At 70.0% G+C, this 18,789-nt stretch carries 12 protein-coding genes; 5 read left to right on the forward strand and 7 right to left on the reverse strand.

What is annotated here, in order from left to right:
- The first annotated feature begins 120 nt into the window (after positions 1-120).
- The 5 genes from M6G65_RS20935 (at position 121) to M6G65_RS20955 (ending at position 6,580) form a co-directional block, all read left to right on the forward strand.
- Entirely contained in the window at positions 121-1,890 is a 1,770-nt protein-coding gene (locus M6G65_RS20935) for an ABC transporter ATP-binding protein (RefSeq protein ID WP_238196294.1), read from the forward strand.
- 274 nt (positions 1,891-2,164) lie between these two features.
- Positions 2,165-3,094, forward strand: coding sequence for a glutaminase (locus M6G65_RS20940; RefSeq protein ID WP_238196293.1), 930 nt, complete (start codon positions 2,165-2,167; stop codon positions 3,092-3,094).
- Positions 3,095-3,172: 78 nt separating this feature from the next.
- Positions 3,173-4,582: an MFS transporter gene (locus M6G65_RS20945; RefSeq protein ID WP_238196292.1), complete on the forward strand. Its 1,410-nt coding sequence runs from the start codon at positions 3,173-3,175 to the stop codon at positions 4,580-4,582.
- A 356-nt stretch (positions 4,583-4,938) separates the two neighbouring features.
- Complete coding sequence (locus M6G65_RS20950) at positions 4,939-5,514, forward strand: Uma2 family endonuclease (protein WP_250102830.1); 576 nt, start codon at positions 4,939-4,941, stop codon at positions 5,512-5,514.
- A 52-nt stretch (positions 5,515-5,566) separates the two neighbouring features.
- Complete coding sequence (locus M6G65_RS20955) at positions 5,567-6,580, forward strand: adenosine kinase (protein WP_250102831.1); 1,014 nt, start codon at positions 5,567-5,569, stop codon at positions 6,578-6,580.
- Positions 6,581-6,633: 53 nt separating this feature from the next.
- On the opposite strand, the gene M6G65_RS20960 is transcribed toward M6G65_RS20955, so the two are convergent.
- The 7 genes from M6G65_RS20960 to M6G65_RS20990 all read right to left on the reverse strand — a co-directional run bounded on the left by M6G65_RS20960 (position 6,634) and on the right by M6G65_RS20990 (position 18,586).
- Positions 6,634-8,316, reverse strand: coding sequence for a methyl-accepting chemotaxis protein (locus M6G65_RS20960; RefSeq protein WP_250104271.1), 1,683 nt, complete (start codon positions 8,314-8,316; stop codon positions 6,634-6,636).
- A gap of 112 nt (positions 8,317-8,428) precedes the next feature.
- Positions 8,429-9,400, reverse strand: a complete 972-nt coding sequence (locus M6G65_RS20965) for an NADPH:quinone oxidoreductase family protein (RefSeq protein ID WP_238196289.1) — start codon at positions 9,398-9,400, stop codon at positions 8,429-8,431.
- 53 nt (positions 9,401-9,453) lie between these two features.
- On the reverse strand, positions 9,454-11,541 hold the full coding sequence (locus tag M6G65_RS20970; RefSeq protein WP_250102832.1) for a hybrid sensor histidine kinase/response regulator: 2,088 nt from the start codon (positions 11,539-11,541) through the stop codon (positions 9,454-9,456).
- A 364-nt stretch (positions 11,542-11,905) separates the two neighbouring features.
- Complete coding sequence (gene polA, locus M6G65_RS20975; RefSeq protein WP_250102833.1) at positions 11,906-15,064, reverse strand: DNA polymerase I; 3,159 nt, start codon at positions 15,062-15,064, stop codon at positions 11,906-11,908.
- A gap of 213 nt (positions 15,065-15,277) precedes the next feature.
- Complete coding sequence (locus M6G65_RS20980) at positions 15,278-16,759, reverse strand: UdgX family uracil-DNA binding protein (protein WP_238196286.1); 1,482 nt, start codon at positions 16,757-16,759, stop codon at positions 15,278-15,280.
- Entirely contained in the window at positions 16,759-17,970 is a 1,212-nt protein-coding gene (locus M6G65_RS20985; RefSeq protein WP_250102834.1) for a putative DNA modification/repair radical SAM protein, read from the reverse strand. The genes M6G65_RS20980 and M6G65_RS20985 overlap by 1 nt, the downstream gene beginning before the upstream one ends.
- A 76-nt stretch (positions 17,971-18,046) precedes the next feature.
- Positions 18,047-18,586, reverse strand: a complete 540-nt coding sequence (locus M6G65_RS20990; protein ID WP_238196327.1) for a regulatory protein RecX — start codon at positions 18,584-18,586, stop codon at positions 18,047-18,049.
- Positions 18,587-18,789 lie beyond the last annotated feature (203 nt).

Genomic DNA, 18,789 nt, shown 5'->3' on the forward strand with positions numbered 1-18,789 from the left:
TGCGGGACGGTGCAACAATGGCAACGCTCTCGCGTTGCCGCTGCGGGTCAGTTTGCGCCCGCGCTGCACTCCGCCTTAACCCGCAAGCCCACGCCGCGCGAATACGGAATGGTCACCGCGATGGAAGAGCTGCACCGATACGCCGACAGGCCCTTCGCCTTCGTCGGGCGGTACCTCCGCCGCCGCTGGCTGCCGCACTTGGTCATCCTGATCTCCGTGCTCGGCGCCGTCGGCTTCTCGGTCTCGACCGACTACGCCCTCAAGGGCGTGGTCGACGCGCTCACGAAGGGACCCGGCCCGGGCAACACCGTGGTCTGGAGCGCGCTCGCGGTCCTGATCGGCTTCATCGCCGCCGACAACATGCTCTGGCGCGTGGCGGCCCTGACCGGCGCCTTCACCTTCGTGGGCATCACCGGCGACATCCGGCGTGACCTGTTCCGGCACCTGACCGGCCATTCCCCGACCTTCTTCTCGGACCGCCAGCCGGGCACTCTGGCGTCGCGCATCACGGCGACCTCGAACGCGATCTTCACGGTCGAGAACATGTTCGTGTTCAACGTGATGCCGCCGACGGTCGCGGCCTTCGGGTCGATCGCCTACATCGCCACCGTCAACACCACGATGGCGGCGATCCTGGCCGGCGTGTTCGCCGCGGTCGTCGTGCTGATGTTCAAGATGGCGTCCGCCGGCAAGCCGCTGCACCACGACTTCGCCGCCAAGGCGGCCTCCGTCGACGGCGAGATGGTCGATCTCGTCGGCAACATGTCGCTGGTGCGCGCCTTCTCGGCGTTCAAGCGCGAGGGCCAGCGTTTCGAGGGCACGATCGCCACCGAAATGCGGGCGCGCCGGTCGTCATTGCTCTACCTCGAGAAGCTGCGCATCGTGCACGCGGTGCTCACCGTGCTCGCCGTGTTCGGCCTGCTCTACTGGGCGATCCAGATGTGGGAAGCCGGCCAGGCGACCAACGGTCAGGTCGTGCTGGTCTGCACCCTTGGCATCCGGATCCTCGCCGCCACCCGCGACCTCGCGGTCGCGCTGGTCGACGCGACGCAGCACACCGCCCGCCTGTCCGAGGCGCTCCACACCCTGCTCCAGCCCCACGACCTCGTGGACCATCCGGAAGCGAAGCCCCTCACCGGCCAGGGCGCGCAGATCGCCTTCGAGCACGTCGCCTTCAGCTACCCGGACGGGCGCCCGGTCTTCACGGATTTCGACCTCGTGATCGAGCCGGGCCAGCGCGTCGGCCTCGTCGGCAAGTCGGGCGGCGGCAAGTCGACCCTGTTCTCGCTGATCCAGCGCTTCTACGACGTGCAGAGCGGGTCGATCCGCATCAACGGCCAGGACATCGACCGGGTAACGCAGGAATCCCTGCGCGAGGCGATCACGGTGGTCCCGCAGGACGTGTCGATGTTCCACCGCTCCTTGCGCGAGAACATCCGCTACGGCCGGCCCGACGCCACCGACGAGGAGGTTTGGCAGGCCGCCGAAGCCGCCCACTGCACCGACTTCATCCAGGCCCTGCCGGAGGGCTTCGACACCATGGTCGGCGACCGCGGCGTCAAGCTCTCGGGCGGCCAGCGCCAGCGCATCGCCATCGCGCGGGCCATCCTCAAGAACTCGCCGATCCTGCTCCTCGACGAGGCGACCTCGGCGCTGGACGCCGAGTCGGAGCAGGCGATCCGGCACGCTTTGGCCAATCTCATGAAGGGCCGCACCGTCATCGCCATCGCCCACCGGCTGTCGACGCTGCAGGATTTCGATCGCATCGTCGTTCTGGAGGGCGGCCGCATCGCCCAGGACGGGTCGCCCGACAAGCTGACCCATCTCGACGGCTTCTTCCGGGAGCTGATGAAGAAGGAATCCATGGGCACGGCGCTCGCCGCCGCCTGACGCGGTCCCCGCGAGGTCTCCCCCGTCATCGCGAGCGAAGCGAAGCGACCCAGGGCAACGCGCCAATGATCAGCGTGGCGCCACCCTGGATTGCTTCGCTGCGCTCGCAAGGACGATAGCCCGCCCGATGCCGGCGTCCCCAAGGGCCCAGCCGCTCCGGTTCTCTTGATCCGTCCGTGCTGCTAGATCACGCGACGGCCGGACCGGACCTTGCATCGCCCGAGATGTCGCCAACCGGCCCGGTTCCGACGCATCGCGACGCGTGAGCTTCACCGTGCCCGATCTTGCCCTCGTCATCCGGGACATCTCCGAGGAGATGGCTCTGCGCCCTGACCGGGGCGCCGTCGCCGACTACATCCCCGAACTCGCCCGGATCGACCCGAACCAGTTCGGCATGGCGGTGATCGATGCCGAGGGTCGCGTCTTCGCGGGCGGCGACAGCGAGACGCCGTTCTCGATCCAGAGCGTCTCGAAGGTGTTCACCCTCACCCTGGCGCTCGGCATGGTCGGCGACCGACTGTGGAAGCGCGTCGGCCGCGAACCCTCGGGCAACCCGTTCAACTCCATCGTCCAGTTGGAGCGCGAGCGCGGGGTGCCACGCAACCCATTCATCAACGCCGGTGCGATCGCGGTCACCGACGTGATCCTCTCGGGACACGCGCCGCGCGAGGCGCTCGGCGAGATCCTGCGTTTCCTGCAGTTCCTGGCCCAGGATTCGAGCATCACCATCGACGAAACCGTGGCGGCCTCGGAGAAGCGCACGGGCTTCCGCAACACCGCGCTCGCCAACTACATGAAATCCTTCGGCGTCATCGACAATCCGGTGGACTTCACCCTCGGCGTCTACTTCCACCACTGCGCCATCGCGATGAACTGCCGCCAGCTCGCCATGGCGGGCCGGTTCCTCGCTCATAACGGCATCAACCCGTCGACCGGCCACTCGGTGGTCTCGGCGGAGCGGGCGCGCCGCATCAACGCGATCATGCTGACCTGCGGCCATTACGACGGGTCGGGCGAGTTCGCCTATCGCGTGGGCCTGCCGGGCAAGAGCGGGGTCGGCGGCAGCATCCTAGCGATCGCGCCCGGCAAGGCCTCCATCGCGGTCTGGTCTCCCGGTCTCGACGCAGCGGGCAATTCCCATCTCGGCCGGATCGCACTGGAGCGGCTGACGCAGCGCATGGGCTGGTCGGTCTTCGGGGCGTGAGCGGATCCCTTGCGCGGCGCCCGCTTCCACGGCACTGCGCCGGCTGGGCGCCGCAGCGTCTGGGCAGGACACAGAAGCATGGCGACGCGTACCGCGGTCCGGGCTGCCGCTGAGATTCCGGATGCCAGCACCATCCTGGCGCGTCTCGACCGCCTGCCGGCCACCCGCACGGTGTGGCAGCTCGTGGCCCTGCTCGGCCTCGGCTTCTTCTTCGAGCTCTACGACCTGCTGTTCACCGGCTACGTGGCCCCGGGCCTCGTCAAGGCCGGAATCCTGACGCCGACGACACCCGGCCTGTTCGGCGCCAGCGGCGTCGCGAGCTTCGTGGCCGCCCTGTTCACCGGCCTGTTCATCGGCACGCTCGCCTGCGGCTGGCTCGCCGACCGCTTCGGACGCCGGGCGATCTTCACGTGGTCGCTCCTCGCCTACACGGCGGCCAACGTCGTGATGGCCTGCCAGACCGACGCCTTCGGCCTCAATCTCTGGCGGCTCATCGCGGGGATCGGGCTCGGGCTGGAGATGGTGACGATCGGCAGCTACCTCTCGGAACTGGTTCCGAAGGCCATCCGCGGCCGCGCCTTCGCCCTGTGCCAGGGCATCGGCTTCACCGCCGTGCCGGTGGTGGCGTTCCTGTCCTACCTGCTGATCCCCCGCGCACCGCTGGGGATCGACGGCTGGCGCTGGGTCGTGCTGATCGGCGCCTCTGCCGCCATCGTGGTCTGGTGGATGCGCGCGGGCCTGCCGGAGAGCCCGCGCTGGCTGGTCGAGCACGGGCGGCTCGCGGAGGCCGACGCGGTCCTGAAGCAGCTGGAGGCGCGCATCGCGGCCGAACACGGTCGGCCGCTGCCGGCCCCCGCCGCGCCGGAGCCGGTGTCGCCGCGCGGCGCGTTCCGCGACCTGTGGATTCAACCCTATCGGCGCCGGGCGCTGATGATGGCCGGGTTCAACGTGTTCCAGACCGTGGGCTTCTACGGCTTCGCCAACTGGGTGCCGACCTTGCTGGTCGCGCAGGGCATCACCGTGACGTCGAGCCTCGCCTACACGGCGCTGATCGCGCTCGCCGCCCCGATCGGGCCGCTGATCGGCCTGGCCATCGCCGACCGGTTCGAGCGCAAGCACGTCATCGTGGCCGCCGCCCTCGTCTACATCGTCTGCGGGCTGACCTTCGCGCAGACGCGCGACGTCACCGCCATCGTCGTGCTGGGGATCGGGCTGACGCTCGCCTCCAACGTGATGTCCTACAGCTTCCATGCCTATCAGGCCGAGCTGTTCCCAACCGGCATCCGCGCGCGGGCGGTCGGCTTCGTCTATTCCTGGAGCCGCTTCTCGGCGATCTTCACGGGCTTCGTCATTGCGTTCGTGCTGCGCGAGACCGGCACGCCGGGGGTGTTCCTGTTCATCTCGGCGGCGATGCTGGCCGCAGGCCTGCTCGTCGGACTTCTGGGTCCCCGTACACGGGATGTGGCCCTGGAGAAGATTGCCGGGTGAGGCTCCGCGCGGGCTCGGCTGCGGATTGAGGCGGTCGCGGTCGCGGCGTGCCCGGGGCAGCGCGTCGTGCAGGACTTGGCCGGGCTCCCGAAGTCGGAGGTGCTCGTAGCGCCGAGAGCGCTTGATCGCGATCAGGACATCGGGCGGAAGCGGGATCAGTTCGGCTGGCCAGCCGGGCCACCCAGAGCCGAGCATAGGCCAGGATTTGACAGGCTCCGCAAGTGAAGAAGACGCGGCCGGGCAGGTTCCATCGCTGCACCGGATTGCGCTTCACCCGGGGATCCTGCGCAGATACCTGCACCGTCTCGACCTCGGGCCGGCTCTCAGCACCCAGGACCTGTGCTACGCTCGGAGCCATGGTCGCACAGCCGAAGCTGCGGATGAACGTCGGCGAGTTCCTGGCCTGGGCCGAGGATCGGCCCGGACGCTTCGAGCTGGTCGACGGCGAGGTGTTCGCGATGTCGCCGGAGCGGGTCCGGCATGCCGAGGTCAAAGCCGCGACTTATCTGGCTCTCCGGTCAGCGCTGAACCAGGCGCAACGTGCCTGCTTCGCCCTGCCGGACGGTATCAGCGTCCGCATCGATGAGGATACCGTCTTCGAGCCCGACGCCCTCGTCTATTGCGGCGCGCGCGCCCATCCCGATGCGACCGAGATCGCCGCCCCCATCATCGTCGCCGAGGTACAGTCGCCGAGCACACGTGCCGTCGATTCGGGCCTCAAGCTGGCCCGCTACTTCAGCCTCGCGAGCGTGATGCACTATCTGATCGTGGATCCGGTGAAGCGCGTCGTCATCCATCACCGCCGCGCCGAGGGCGGCCTGATCGAGACCCGCATCGCGACCCAGGCGACGCTCGACCTGACCCCGCCCGGCCTGAGCTTGCCCGTGCCGGACCTGTTCGCCGATCTCCCGCCAGCCTCCGACGACGCTTGATCCGAACCAACGCGGATGCCACAGCCGCGCGAACGCGAATCAGGACGCCCGTATGACCGCACCCCTCGATCTCCTCGTGCTCGGCAACGCCATCGCCGATGTGATCGCCCGCACGGACGACGCCTTCCTGTCCACGCAGGGCGTCACCAAAGGCGCCATGCAGCTCATCGACGAGGGGCGGGCCGAGGCGCTGTTCCAGGCGATGGGGCCGGCCACGATCGTCTCGGGCGGCTCGGGCGCGAACACCGCGGTCGGCGCAGCGCTTCTGGGGACCAAGACCGGCTTCGTCGGCAAGGTCCGGGACGACGAACTCGGCGGCCTGTTCAGCCACGACCTCAAGGCGACCGGCGTCGGCTTCACCGTCCCGGCGGCGAGCGAGGGGCCGGCGACCGCCCGCTGCTTCGTCCTCGTCACCCCGGACGGCGAGCGCACGATGAACACCTACCTGGGCGCCTGCCAGGGCCTGACGCCCGACGATGTCGACAAGGCGCTCGTGAGCTCCGCCCGCGTCGTCTACCTCGAGGGCTATCTCTGGGATCCGCCGGCCGCCAAGGATGCGTTCCGCAAGGCCGCGCAGATCGCCCACGCATCCGGAAATGCCGTCGCGCTGACCCTGTCGGACGCGTTCTGCGTCGGCCGCTACCGTGACGAGTTCCTGGAGCTCGTGCGGGATGGCAGCGTCGACATCCTGTTCGCCAATATCGGCGAGTTGCAGAGCCTCTATCAGACCGACGATCCCGAGGCCGCCGTGGCGGCACTCCGGGACGAGCGCAACCTCCGCGGCCGCCACCTCCTCGGCCTCGTCACGCGCTCGTCGGACGGTGCGCTGGTCGTGCAGGGCGGCGAGGTTCGTTCGGTCGAGGCGAGCCCGGTGCACGAGGTGGTCGACACGACCGGGGCGGGCGATCTGTTCGCAGCCGGCTTCCTGGCCGGCCACGCTCGCGGGCTCGACAACGTCGCCAGCGCCGTGCTCGGCACCCTCGCGGCCGCCGAGGTGATCCAGCATATCGGCGCCCGCCCGCAGGCGGACCTGGTCGGCCTCGCGAAGGCGCGCGGGCTGCTCTGACGCGCCCGGCACGCCCCAACTCCGGATCGGGCGGCCCGGCCGCCCGGCCGGTCTCAGGCGGCCCGGACCGTCGCGAGGAACCGGGTCACCTCGCCGCTGAGATGCTCGGCGTGGCGCGACAGCGCGGCGACCGAGGCGAGAACCTGCTCGGCTGCGGCCCCGGTCTCTGTCGCCGCTCCCGCCACCTCGGTGATCGTGGCGGTGACCTCGCCGGCACCCAGTGCGGCCTGCGAGACGTTGCGGACGATCTCCTGGGTGGCGGCGCCCTGCTCCTCGACCGCGGCGGCGATCCGCGTGGCGACCGCGCTGATCTCCCGGATCCGGCCTCCGATCCGGCCGATCGCCGAGACCGCGTCGCCGGTGGAGGTCTGGATCCGGCCGATCTGGCCGGCGATCTCCTCGGTCGCCCGGGCGGTCTGGCCGGCCAGCGCCTTCACCTCGGCGGCGACGACCGCGAAGCCGCGGCCGGCCTCGCCCGCCCGAGCCGCCTCGATCGTGGCGTTCAATGCCAGGAGGTTGGTCTGCTCGGCGATGGTGGTGATCATCGTCACGACGTCGCCGATCCGCGCCGCCGCGCCGCTCAGGTCCTGGACGAGCTGGGCGGTCGATTCGGCCTCCTCGACGGCAGCCTGAGTCAGCGCCGCAGACCCCGACACCTGCCGGCCGATCTCTTGGACGGAGCTGCCAAGCTCCTCCGCGGCGGAGGCCGCCGTGTTGACGTTGACGGCGGCGAGCTCGGCCGCGCGCGCCACATCGGTGGAGCGCCCGGCGGTGCCCGACGCCGCCTCGGTCATGCGGGAGGCCGTGTCCTGCAGCGCCGCGACGGCCGTCGCGACGGTGCCGATGATGCCGCCCACCGCACCTTCGAAGCCATCGGCCATCTGGCGCAGGCCGGATTTGCGCCGCGCCTCGGCCTCGGCGCGAACGCGGGCCGCCTCGTCCTCCAGCGCCCGGGCGCGGATCAGACCCTCCTTGAACACCTGGACCGAGGCCGCCATGGCGCCGATCTCGTCGCGCCGCTCGGCGCCGGGGATCACGACGGTGAGATCCTGCGCGGCCAGTCGGCTCATGGCGGCGGTCATGCTCCGGATCGGCCGCGCGATGTGGCGCAGGACGTCCCAGAGCGTAGCGCCCGTCACGGCCAGCCCGGCGAGGAGCAGGCCGAGCGTGACCATCCAGGCCGTGCGGTAGGCGTCTTCGGCACGGATCGTTGAGGCTTCGGTGCCCTCGGCATTGAACTTCGCGAGATCCGACAGCGCGCCGAACACGTCGACCAGTGGCTGGCGGGCCGGTGCGATGGCGTCGCGAGCGCCGGCCCGATCACCGCGCTTGAGGGCCGCGATGATCGGCTCACGCGCCGCCAGGTAGGCCTGCCACCGCGTCTCGCACACCTCCCACAACGTCCGCTCGCGCGAAGACCCGACGAGGGCCCGATACCGCCCGAATGCCTCCGGGATCGACGCATTCATCTCGGTGAATTCGGAATCGAGATCGCGGTTTTCGGTCTCGCCGACCGCGACAACCTTGCGGATCGTCGTCGTGTGATACCGGAGCGCTAAGAACTGCAACTCGGCGCGCTGGTCGTCCTTGCGCATCCAAACGTCGCGCATCTCCCGAGCGGAATTGTTGACTGAATTGATCTGCGCTATATCGACCACTGAATTTACAAAAAGAATTATCAGACCGAATATCGCAATAAAAACAAGTCGAAACGTGATGCTCCTGCTCCAGATCATCATACCGTCACCTCGGATGCCTGCCGCGAATCAGACGGCGACACCATCACGACTGAGCATGAAAGTCCCGTTGCTTTGATCTGATCAGACCGGCGATCCGGAAATCGGTCGATCAGGGCCGCAGCAGCACCTTGCCCATGGCGGCCCGGCGGGTCAGCAGGCCGAACGCCTCCGGGAACTCCGCCAGGGGGTAGACGCCATGCACCTGCGCGGTGAGCTTACCCTCGGCGACCCAGCCGAGGAGCCGGCGCTGGTCGGCCCGGTGCGCCTCCGGGTCGCGGTCCAGGAAGGCGCCCCAGTGGACGCCCTGCACGTCCAGTTCCTTGAGGAGCATCAGGTTCAGCGGCAGCCGCGGGATGGCGCCGGCGGCGAAGCCGATGACGAGGTAGCGCCCGCGCCAGCCGAGCGCCCGCAGGGCCGGCTCCGCGTAGGCGTCGCCGACCGCGTCGTAGATCACGTCGACGCCGCCGCCGCTGATCCGGCGCAGCTCGTCCTTGAGGGTCGCGGGATCGTAGACCAGCGTCGCCTCGGCGCCGTGGGTGCGGGCGACCGCGAGCTTCTCCTCCGAGGAGGCGCAGGCGATGACCCGGGCGCCCATCAGCCGACCGAGTTCCACCGCCGCGAGACCGACGCCGCCAGAGGCGCCGAGCACCGCGAGCCACTCGCCCGGCTGCAGGCGCGCCCGGTTGGCCAGGGCGTGGAGCGAGGTGCCGTAGGTGATGGTGAGGCCGGCCGCCTGCTCGTCCGGCACCGCGTCCGGTACCGGCGTGAGCCGGGCGGCATCGACGGCGATCCGTTCGGCGCAGCAGCCGTGCCCGGCATGGACGATCACCCGGTCCCCCATTGCAACGCCGGAGGCGCCCTCGCCCAGGGCCTCGACCACCCCGACGCCCTCGCCGCCCGGCGAGAACGGCAGCGGCGGCTTCACCTGGTAGCGCCCGGCCGTGATCAGCGTGTCGAAGAAGTTCAGCGCCGCCAGCCGGATCCGGACCAGGGCCTGCCCGGGACCGGGCACCGGGTCGGGACGCTCGACGATCTCCAGATGCTCCGGCCCGTCGAGCCTCGTGCACAGCAGCGCCCGCATGACGTGTCCCCTCCCCGGCAATTTCGCCGATCAGGCCCGAACCGGCCGCGCGGTCAAGCCGTTCCGATCATCTCGCGGATGCGCGCGCCGAGCACCTCCACTACGAACGGCTTGGTGAGCACCTGCATGCCCGGATCGAGCGGGCCGTTGCCGAACACCGCCGCTTCCGCGTAGCCGGTGATGAACAGCACCTTCAGCCCCGGGCGCTTGACCCGGCCGGCCTCCGCCATCTGGCGCCCGTTCATGCCGCCCGGCAGCCCGACATCGGTGACAAGCAGGTCGATGCGCACGTCCGATTGCAGGACCCTGAGGCCGGCGCCGCTGTCGGCGGCCTCGATGGCCGTGTAGCCGAGATCCTCCAGCACCTCGGTGACCAGCATTCGGACGGTCGGCTCGTCGTCGACCACCAGCACGGTCTCGCCCGGGGCGGCCCGCGGGGGCGTCCCGATCCCGGCCTGCGGATCCTCCTCAGCCACCGCGCCGCGATGGCGCGGCAGGTAGAGGCAGACCGTGGTCCCCTGCCCGACCTGCGAGTAGATCCGCACCTGCCCGCCGGATTGCTGGGCGAAGCCGTAGATCATCGAGAGGCCGAGCCCGGTGCCCTGGCCGAGCGGCTTGGTGGTGAAGAACGGCTCGAACACCTTGCCGACGATCTCGGGCGGCATGCCGGTTCCGGTATCGGTCACGCAGAGCGAGAGATACTGGCCGGGCGCCATGTCGTGCCGGCGCGCGGCGCGCTCGCCGAGCCAAGCGTTGCTGGTCTCGATGGCGAGGCGGCCGCCCTCCGGCATCGCGTCGCGGGCGTTGATGCAGAGGTTGAGCAGCGCGTTCTCGAGCTGCGGCGGATCGACCAGGGCCGGCCAGAGACCCGCCGCACCCAGAACCTCGACGACGACCGAGGGGCCGACGGTCCGCCGGATCAGGTCCTCCATGCCGGCGACCAGCCGGTTCACGTCGGTGGGCTTCGGATCGAGGGTCTGGCGCCGCGAGAAGGCCAGGAGACGGTGGGTCAGGGCAGCGGCCCGCTTCGAAGCGCCCTGGGCAGCCGTGATGTAGCGGTCCACATCCATGACACGGCCCTGGCCCAGCCGGGTCTGGATCAGCTCCAGCGAGCCGGAGATGCCGGCGAGCAGGTTGTTGAAGTCGTGCGCGAGGCCGCCTGTGAGCTGGCCGACCGCCTCCATCTTCTGCGACTGCCGCAGGGCTTCCTCGGCGGCCGCCAGGGCGTCGGCCCGCTCGCGCTCCGCGGTGAAGTCGCGACCGACCGCGGCGATCACTCCGTCGCCCGGCCGCGCCGCCCAGCTGATCCAGCGGTAGCTGCCGTCCCGGTGGCGGTAACGATTGTCGAAGCGTGCGAGGCGTTCGCCCGCGGACAGCCGCCGCGCGCCCTCGACCGTGCGGGGCAGATCGTCCGGATGCACGAGATCGATCAGCCTCGTCCCGACCAGTTCGTCCGGGCGCCAGCCGAGCACCTCGGTCCAGGCCGGGTTCACCGCGGTGATCGTTCCGTCGAACCGGCAGCGCAGCATCATGTCGGACGAGAGCGTCCACAGGGCGTTGCGGTCGGCGGTGCGCTCCTCGACCTGCTGGGCCAGGGTGCCGTTGAGCTTGTGCAGCTCCCCGAGGGCCGCCTCCAGCGCGGCCTGGCTCTCCTGGAGGGCGGCGTCGGCGAGCACCCGCCCGGTGGTCTCGTTGGTAAAGATGAACAGCCCGGCGACCCGGCCCTCGGCATCGAGGACCCGCGAGTACGAGAACGTCCACCACGTCTCCCGGGCGCCCCGGTCGGTATCGAGCTGCCACGGCAGATCGACGAACCGCTCCGAACGGCCCGCCATGGCGGCATCGATGATCGGCTTCGCCTGCGTCCAGGCATCGGCCCAGACTTCGCCGAACCGCGCGCCCATGGCCCAGGGCAGCCGCGGTCCGAGCAGCGGGAAATACGTATCGTTGAAGAAGAAGTGGAGATCCGGCCCCCAGGCGAGAATCATCGATTCCGGCGAGTTGAGCACGAGCGACAGGGCCGCGCGGAACTCCACGGGCCAGGTTTCCGGGGCGCCGAGGGGATGGCCGGACCAGTCGCGCGCGCGGATCATGCCCGCGGCTTCGCCGCCGCCGGCGAGGAAGGCGAGAGGGTCGGTCAAGGGCTGCGAGCGGTGCAGGTCATGAGCGCCCCGCGTATGGCGGTCTTTGACGGCATCTCCAAGCCTGCCGGCCCGATCAGCCGGGCCGGACTTCGGAGTGGTGATCGTGCAGCGGCCATCATCGCGGATGTCCCGATCACCCTTTCGCCGGCCCGCTCGCAGGTTTCACTTCACGGGCCATCGAGGCAACCCGGATCAAGGCGCTGCCGTCCTTGCGAGCGCAGCGAAGCAATCCAGTCAGCGCCGCGGTCTCAGACGTCACGCCGCCCTGGGTCGCTTCGCTGCGCTCGCGAAGACGGAGATGGACCGAGCTCCGATCCGCGCGCTGCTCATGCCGCCGGCACGATCTGCGCGGCAGCCCGGCTCAATGCGCTTCCTGCCAGTTCCCCGCCGCCTTGGCCTCTACCACAAGCGGCACCTTCAGCGTCAGGGCCGGCGCCGGCGCCTCCTCCATCACCGAGGCGATGATCGGGATCGTGCGGTCGACCTCATCCTCGGCGACCTCGAAGACCAGTTCGTCGTGCACCTGCAGCAGCATGCGGGCGTTCAGTTTTTTGGCAGCGAGCGCCGCCTCCATCCGGATCATCGCCCGCCGGATGATGTCGGCGGCCGAGCCCTGGATCGGCGCGTTGATCGCCTGCCGCTCGACGCTGGCGCGCTCGGACGGGTTGTTGGAGCGGATCTGCGGGTAGTGGCAGACCCGGCCGAACAGCGTGGTCACGTAGCCCTTGTCGCGGCAGCTCCGCTTGGTGGTGTCGATGTAGTCGCGGATGCCCGGGAACTGCTCGAAATATTGCTTGATGAACGCCGAGGCCTCCTCGCGGCCGATGCCGAGCCGGTCGGCGAGGCCGAAGGCCGAGATGCCGTAGATGATGCCGAAGTTGATGGTCTTGGCCCGCCGCCGCAGGTCCGGCGTCATCTCCTTGAGCGGCACGCCGAACATCGCCGAGGCCGTGGCCGCGTGGATGTCGATCCCGTCCTCGAACGCCTTCCGGAGCTCCGGGATGTCGGCCATGTGGGCCAGCAGCCGCAGCTCGATCTGCGAATAGTCGGCCGAGATCAGCCGGTTCCCGGGCGCGGCCACGAAGGCGCGCCGGATCCGCCGGCCCTCCTCGGTGCGGATCGGGATGTTCTGCAGGTTCGGCTCCGACGAGGACAGCCGCCCGGTGGTGGTCGCCGCCAGCGAGAACGAGGTGTGGACCCGCGCGGTCTCGCGGTCGGCATGGGTCTGGAGCGAATCCGTGTAGGTGGATTTCAGCTTCGAGAGCTGGCGGTATTCCAGGATCTTCTTGGGCAAGGCGTGCCCCGCCTGAGCCAGTTCTTCGAGGAGCGTAGCGGGCGTGGCCCACTGGCCCGATGGCGTCTTCTTGGCGCCCGGCAGGCCCATCTTGCCGAAGAGGATATCGCCGATCTGCTTCGGCGAGCCCACCGAGAATTTTTCCCCGGCATCCTCCTGGATCTCCTCCTCCAGGCGGACGAGGATCTGCGAGAAATCGCCCGAGAGGCGGCTCAGCATCTCGCGGTCGACCCGGATGCCGCGCTGCTCCATCCGGGCGATCACCGGCAGCAGAGGCCGCTCCAGGGTCTCGTAGACCGCCACCCGGTGCTCGGCCACGAGCCGCGGCTTCATCATCCGCCACAGGCGGAGCGTCACGTCCGCATCCTCGGCCGCGTAGGCGGTGGCCTTGTCGATGGCGACCCGGTCGAAGGTCACCTTGTTGCGGCCGGTGCCGGCCACATCGGAAAACGTGATCGGCTGGTGGCCGAGATGGCGGCGGGCCAGCTCGTCCATGCCGTGCCCGCCCTTGCCGGCGTCGAGCACGTAGGAGATCAGCATCGTGTCGCCGAAGGGCGCGATCTCGATGCCGTAGCGGGCCAGCACGACCCAGTCGTATTTCAGGTTCTGGCCGACCTTGAGGACACCCGGATTCTCAAGGAGCGGCTTCAGCCGACTGAGCGCCTCCTTCAGCGGGATCTGGCCCGGCACCGGTTCGGCCACGTCGGAGGCGGCAGCGCCCTCGCCGAACAGGTCGGTGGCGTCGGCCTGCACCTTGGCGGCCTGCACGTGGGCCAGCGGAATGTAGCAGGCCCGGCCGGTCGCCACCGCCAGCGAGACGCCGACGAGGCCGGCCTTGTGGGCGTCCAGGGCGTCGGTCTCGGTGTCGACCGCGATCACTCCTGCCTCGTGGCCTTCCGCGATCCAGGCGTCGAGCTGCTCCAGGGACGACACCGTCTCGTAGGCGGCGGTGTCGAACGGCGCGACCGCCTCCGCGGCCCGGGCCGCCACGACGTTTCCGGGGGTCGCCTCGACGGGCGCCCGGGGCTTGGCCGGCGCGTCCGGCAGGTCGAGATCGGCGAAGGGGTCGATCTCGCCGCCCTCAGGGGGAGCAGCGCCCGGCGAACGCTCGGCGCCGGCCGCGGCGGTCTCGGGATCCGGCGGCACGGAATCGCCGAAGAACGGCACCGCGTCGCTGCCGCCGGCCGCATTGCCGTAGCCGTGCGGACGGGCCCCGGGCAGGAGCCGCGGATCGGGCTTCACCGCTTCCGGGTCGACGTGCAGCATCTGGGCGATGCGGCGGGTGAGCGTGTTGAACTCCATCGCCTTCAGGAAGCCGACGAGCTTCTCCGGATCGGGCTTGGGCACGCCGAGATCGCCGAGCGCCACCGGGACCGGCACGTCCTCCATCAGTGCGACGAGCTTGCGCGAGAGCTTGGCCTGATCGACGTTGGCCAGCAGGGTCTCGCGGCGCTTGGGCTGCTTGATCTCGCCGGCCCGCTCCAGCAGGGCTTCGAGGCTGCCGAACTCCTTGATCAGCGCCGCCGCGGTCTTCAGGCCGATGCCGGGCACGCCCGGCACGTTGTCGGACGTGTCACCGATCAGCGCCAGGGCATCGCCGATCTGGTTCGGCTGCAGGCCCTCCCACTTGGCGACGATCGCCTCGACATCGAGGTTGCGCTCGGGCCGGTAGCCGGCCTTGCCCTTCGCGCCGGATTCGAAATCGTAGAACCGCACCTGCGGCCCGACGAGCTGCATCAGGTCCTTGTCGGACGAGACGATGATGACGCCCGCGCCCCGCGCCTCGGCCTGGCGGGTATAGGTGGCGATGAGGTCGTCGGCCTCGTAGCGCTCCAGCTCCACCGCGTGCAGGCCGAAGGCGCGCACCGCGTCACGCATCAGCGGCATCTGGCGCTTGAGGTCGTCGGGCGCGTCGGGGCGGTGGCCCTTGTAGTCGGGGAACATCTCCTTGCGGAACGAACCCTCCGACTTGTCGAAGACGATGCCGAGATGGGTCGGCATCGTGCCGGCTGCGCCCTCCTGCAGGAACTGGGCGATCTTCGTGCAGAACAGCCGCACGGCGCCCGTGGGCAGCCCGTCGGAGGGGCGGGAATTGTACTTCTGGTCCTGGTTGATCGACTGGAAATAGGCCCGGAAGATGAACGACGAGCCATCGACCAGGATCACCTGATCACCGGGGCCGACAGGCTTGGTCTCGGGGCTCGCGTCGGGCTTCGCGTCGGTCATGGGCTCAGGCGGCTCGGGGCGATCAGGGGTCGGGCGCGCGGGCGAATTCGGCGCGGCAGGCCGCGACGAGAACGGGCAACTCGTGGTGGACGGTGAGCCAGACGATGTCCAGCCTCACCTGCCCCGTGTCGTGCCGGCAGCCGATCGACGCCGCATAGAGAGCGGCCGCGTCAACATCGTATCAGCATCGCCGAACAGGCGGCCGGCTCAGGCTCACGCGGCGAGTTCGCGCCCCAGCGCCTCCACCCGGCGCAGGTCGTCCACGAAGGCCGCGTAGGCCTCCTCCTTCGCCTCGTCCGGCAGGCGCAGCAGGTAGGACGGGTGCACCGTGATGAAGCCCTGGAAACGGTTGTCGTGCCGGTCGAACCGGAACGGCCCGCGCGCCCGGGTGATCGGGATTGCCTTGCCGGTCAGCGCCAGCACGGCGGTCGCGCCGAGCGCCACCACGAGCTTCGGAGCGACGAACTCGAGCTCCCGATCCAGCCACCAGCGATAGTGGCTGACCTCGCCGGCCGTCGGCTTCTGGTGGATGCGGCGCTTGCCGCGCGCCTCGAATTTGAAGTGCTTGACCGCATTCGTGAGGTAGCTCGCCCCCCGGTCGATCCCGGCTTCCGCCATGGCGCGGGAGAGGAGCTGGCCCGCGGGGCCGACGAAGGGCCGGCCCTGCCGGTCCTCCTGGTCGCCGGGCTGCTCGCCGACGAAGGCGACGGTCGCGCCGACCGGCCCCTCACCGAGGACGGCCTGGTTGGCGCCCGGCACCAGCGGCTCGGTCCGGCGGATGATCGCGTTCAGCTCGTCGAGGCTCTTGGGATCCTGGTCGGCCATGGCGGCGACGGCGCGGACGGGATCGCGGCGTGTGGGCATGGTCGGCTCCCTCTCGATCATGGCATCGGTGCGCCCGGCCGCCGCCCGGACCAGGGCGGGGATCGCGGCGGTCTCGGGCATGTTGTGCCAGTACTTCTTGGGCATCTCGGCCCGCATGGCCTTCAGGTTGGTGCGGGCCGGGTTGAAGGTGCTCTCATAATAGGTCTGCCAGCCGGCCTCGAACCCGTCACCCTCCGGGAGCTGCGCCCGGTCCCCGGGCGGCCCAAAGGTCAGGGTCTCGGTATCCCAATGGGCCGAGCCTTCGGGGGTCAGGATCGACCAGCGCATGCCGCGGAAGCGGTTGACGAAGAAGGGGGCTGCCGCTTCGAGAATGTGGTGATCCGGCTCGAACCACGCGACGTAATGCTCGCCGCCGCTGTCCTCGGCCCTGCGGAAGCGCAGGAAGGCGTGCATCTTGTGGAGGTCGCGCCCGATCGCCTTCGCCATCCGGTGCAGGCGGTGGACCAGCGGATCGCTGCCCACCTCCATCAAGTGCCGCTCGCCGTGGCAGACCCGCCAGATCAGCGCGTAGAGCAGGCTGTAGCGCTCCGGATTGCGGTGGGGGATCACCTGCGGGATCAGGGCGGCGACGGGTTTCGGCAGGGCAAGCGGCGCGGCCGGGGTATCATCCGCATCGGCGCCGAACAGGCCGGGCGCGTCCGACACCGACCACGTCACAGCCTCCGGCGGGACGCCCTGCGCCACGAGGCTTCGGACGGCTTTGCGGAAGCCGTCGAGATCGGCGCCGGGGCGTAAGGTGATGGCGCGAGGCCGGTGCGCGTCCCCTCCCCCCGCAGCGGGGGGTGGGAGGGTCGCGTTTCCGGCCCCCATCAAAACAAACTCAGTTGCTGCGCCGCCTCGGCGAGTCGCGCGCGCAGGTCGAGCCGGTCCGTGAGCCCGACCGGACGGTGGTCGGCGGCGATGAGAAACGGCCGCACCCGCTTCAACCCCGAGGTCAACCGGGCGACGTCATCCAGGCGCAGGGTCGCGTGGCGGCGCGCCTTGACGATCTTGTCGACCGCCCGCGCGCCGAGCCCCGGCACCCGCAGGAGCCATTCCCGGTCGGCCCGGTTCACGTCCACCGGGAATTTGTCCCGGTGCTTCAGCGCCCAGGCGAGCTTCGGGTCGATGTCGAGGGCGAGCATCCCGCCCTCCGACGCGTCGGCGACTTCGTCGGGGGTGAATTCATAGTACCGCAGCAGCCAGTCGGCCTGGTACAGCCGGTGCTCGCGCTGGAGCGGCGGCGGCTTCGGCGGCAGGATCGCCGAGCCGTCCGGGATCGGGCTGAAGGCCGAGTAGTAGACGCGCTTCAGGCCGACGCTGCCGTAGAGCAGCGCGCTCTTGCGGATCAGCGCCTCGTCGGTGGTGGCATCCGCCCCGACGATCACCTGCGTCGAGTGTCCGGCCGGCGAGAAGCGGCGCTTCTCGGCCTTGGCCTGCACGATGCGCTCGCCGATCTGCGCCATCGCCCCCTGGATCGCGGCGCCGTCCTTCTCGGGGGCGAGGCGCTCCAGGCTCGCCTCGGTGGGCAGCTCGACGTTGATCGACAGCCGGTCGGCGTAGAGGCCCGCCTCCTCGATCAGCCAGGGACTCGCCTCCGGGATCGACTTGAGGTGGATGTAGCCGGCGAAACCGTGATCGCGCCGGAGCGACTTCGCCACCCGGGTCAGCAGCTCCATCGTGTGGTCCGGCGACTTGATGATGCCAGAGGAGAGGAACAGGCCCTCGATGTAGTTGCGTCGGTAGAAGTTCAGGGTGAGGTTCACGACCTCCTCCACGGTGAACTTCGCCCGCCGGACGTTCGAGGAGCGCCGGTTGACGCAATAGGCGCAGTCGAACAGGCACCAGTTGGTCAGCAGGATCTTGAGCAGCGAGACGCAGCGCCCGTCCGGCGTGTAGGCGTGGCAGATCCCGGCCCCTGTCGTCGAGCCGAGACCGTCCTTGCCGGCGGCCCGTTTCGGCGCGGCCGAGGAGGCGCAGGAGGCGTCGTACTTCGCGGCATCGGCCAGGATCCGCAGCTTCTTGGCGAGGGTCTCGTCCATCGAACAGACAATGAACGACGCGGTCGAAGGTGCAAGGCCGTCCGGCGTTTTGCCCCGAGCCGCGATGCCGCACCCGTCACTCTGCCGCGTCTGGCTCCGTGTCGAGCTCCATATCGATCACCTGCCGGGCGTGACCGTAGGCGAACCCGGCCCGCGCCAGCGCGGCGAGATCGCGGTCCCGATACGCCGCCCGGAGGTCCGGCCGGCGATACGGCCCGAGCCGCCGGCGCTTGGCGTAAGCCTGCGCGGCCTGCGTCTCGATCTCCTCCGCCGCGCCGTCCGGCATCGCCTCGCGCTCCGCCTGCATGGCGGCCTCGACCACGTCCCGCGGGACGCCCTTGGCGGCAAGCTTGGCCGAAACGCCCCGGCTCGACGTGCCGCGGCGCCGGAGCGTGGCGAGGCGGGTATCGGTGAAGCGCACATCGTCCACGAGGCCGGACGAGACCGCCCGCGCGACGGTCGCGGCGATCATCCCGGCGAAGGTGGCCGGATCCTCCCCGCGCAGGCGCGCCCGCTTCTCCACCCGCCGTGCCAGGGTCCGGCGCAGCATCTCGGTGGAGGCGCTGTACCGCTCGAGGTAGTGCAGCGCCGCCCGCTCAAGCCATGTCGGACTGATCGGCTTCGGCGGCGGCGCGTCGGCCTTGCGGCGTTCTGGCGCGGATCCTGCAACGTTTGAAGGTTTCACCGGTTCTTCACGATCTCGACAGGTTTGCGTTTCATGACTTGGGTATGGAACGCGCGCAACGCGACAGGCTCGGCCATGGTCCGACCCCCGTCCTTCGCCCGGCCGCTCTCGGGGACCGTGGCGGCGGCGACTTC

It is taken from the genome of Methylobacterium tardum (assembly GCF_023546765.1).
In the GTDB taxonomy this organism is placed as follows: Bacteria; Pseudomonadota; Alphaproteobacteria; order Rhizobiales; family Beijerinckiaceae; genus Methylobacterium; species Methylobacterium tardum.

Coding starts and splice junctions, on each gene's coding strand:
- M6G65_RS20935 (WP_238196294.1), top strand. CDS start 121: ATGGAAGAGCTGCACCGATACGCCGACAGGCCCTTCGCCTTCGTCGGG.
- M6G65_RS20945 (WP_238196292.1), top strand. CDS start 3,173: ATGGCGACGCGTACCGCGGTCCGGGCTGCCGCTGAGATTCCGGATGCC.
- M6G65_RS20950 (WP_250102830.1), top strand. CDS start 4,939: ATGGTCGCACAGCCGAAGCTGCGGATGAACGTCGGCGAGTTCCTGGCC.
- M6G65_RS20955 (WP_250102831.1), top strand. CDS start 5,567: ATGACCGCACCCCTCGATCTCCTCGTGCTCGGCAACGCCATCGCCGAT.
- M6G65_RS20960 (WP_250104271.1), bottom strand. CDS start 8,316: ATGATCTGGAGCAGGAGCATCACGTTTCGACTTGTTTTTATTGCGATA.
- M6G65_RS20965 (WP_238196289.1), bottom strand. CDS start 9,400: ATGCGGGCGCTGCTGTGCACGAGGCTCGACGGGCCGGAGCATCTGGAG.
- polA (WP_250102833.1), bottom strand. CDS start 15,064: ATGACCGACGCGAAGCCCGACGCGAGCCCCGAGACCAAGCCTGTCGGC.
- M6G65_RS20980 (WP_238196286.1), bottom strand. CDS start 16,759: ATGGGGGCCGGAAACGCGACCCTCCCACCCCCCGCTGCGGGGGGAGGG.
- M6G65_RS20985 (WP_250102834.1), bottom strand. CDS start 17,970: ATGGACGAGACCCTCGCCAAGAAGCTGCGGATCCTGGCCGATGCCGCG.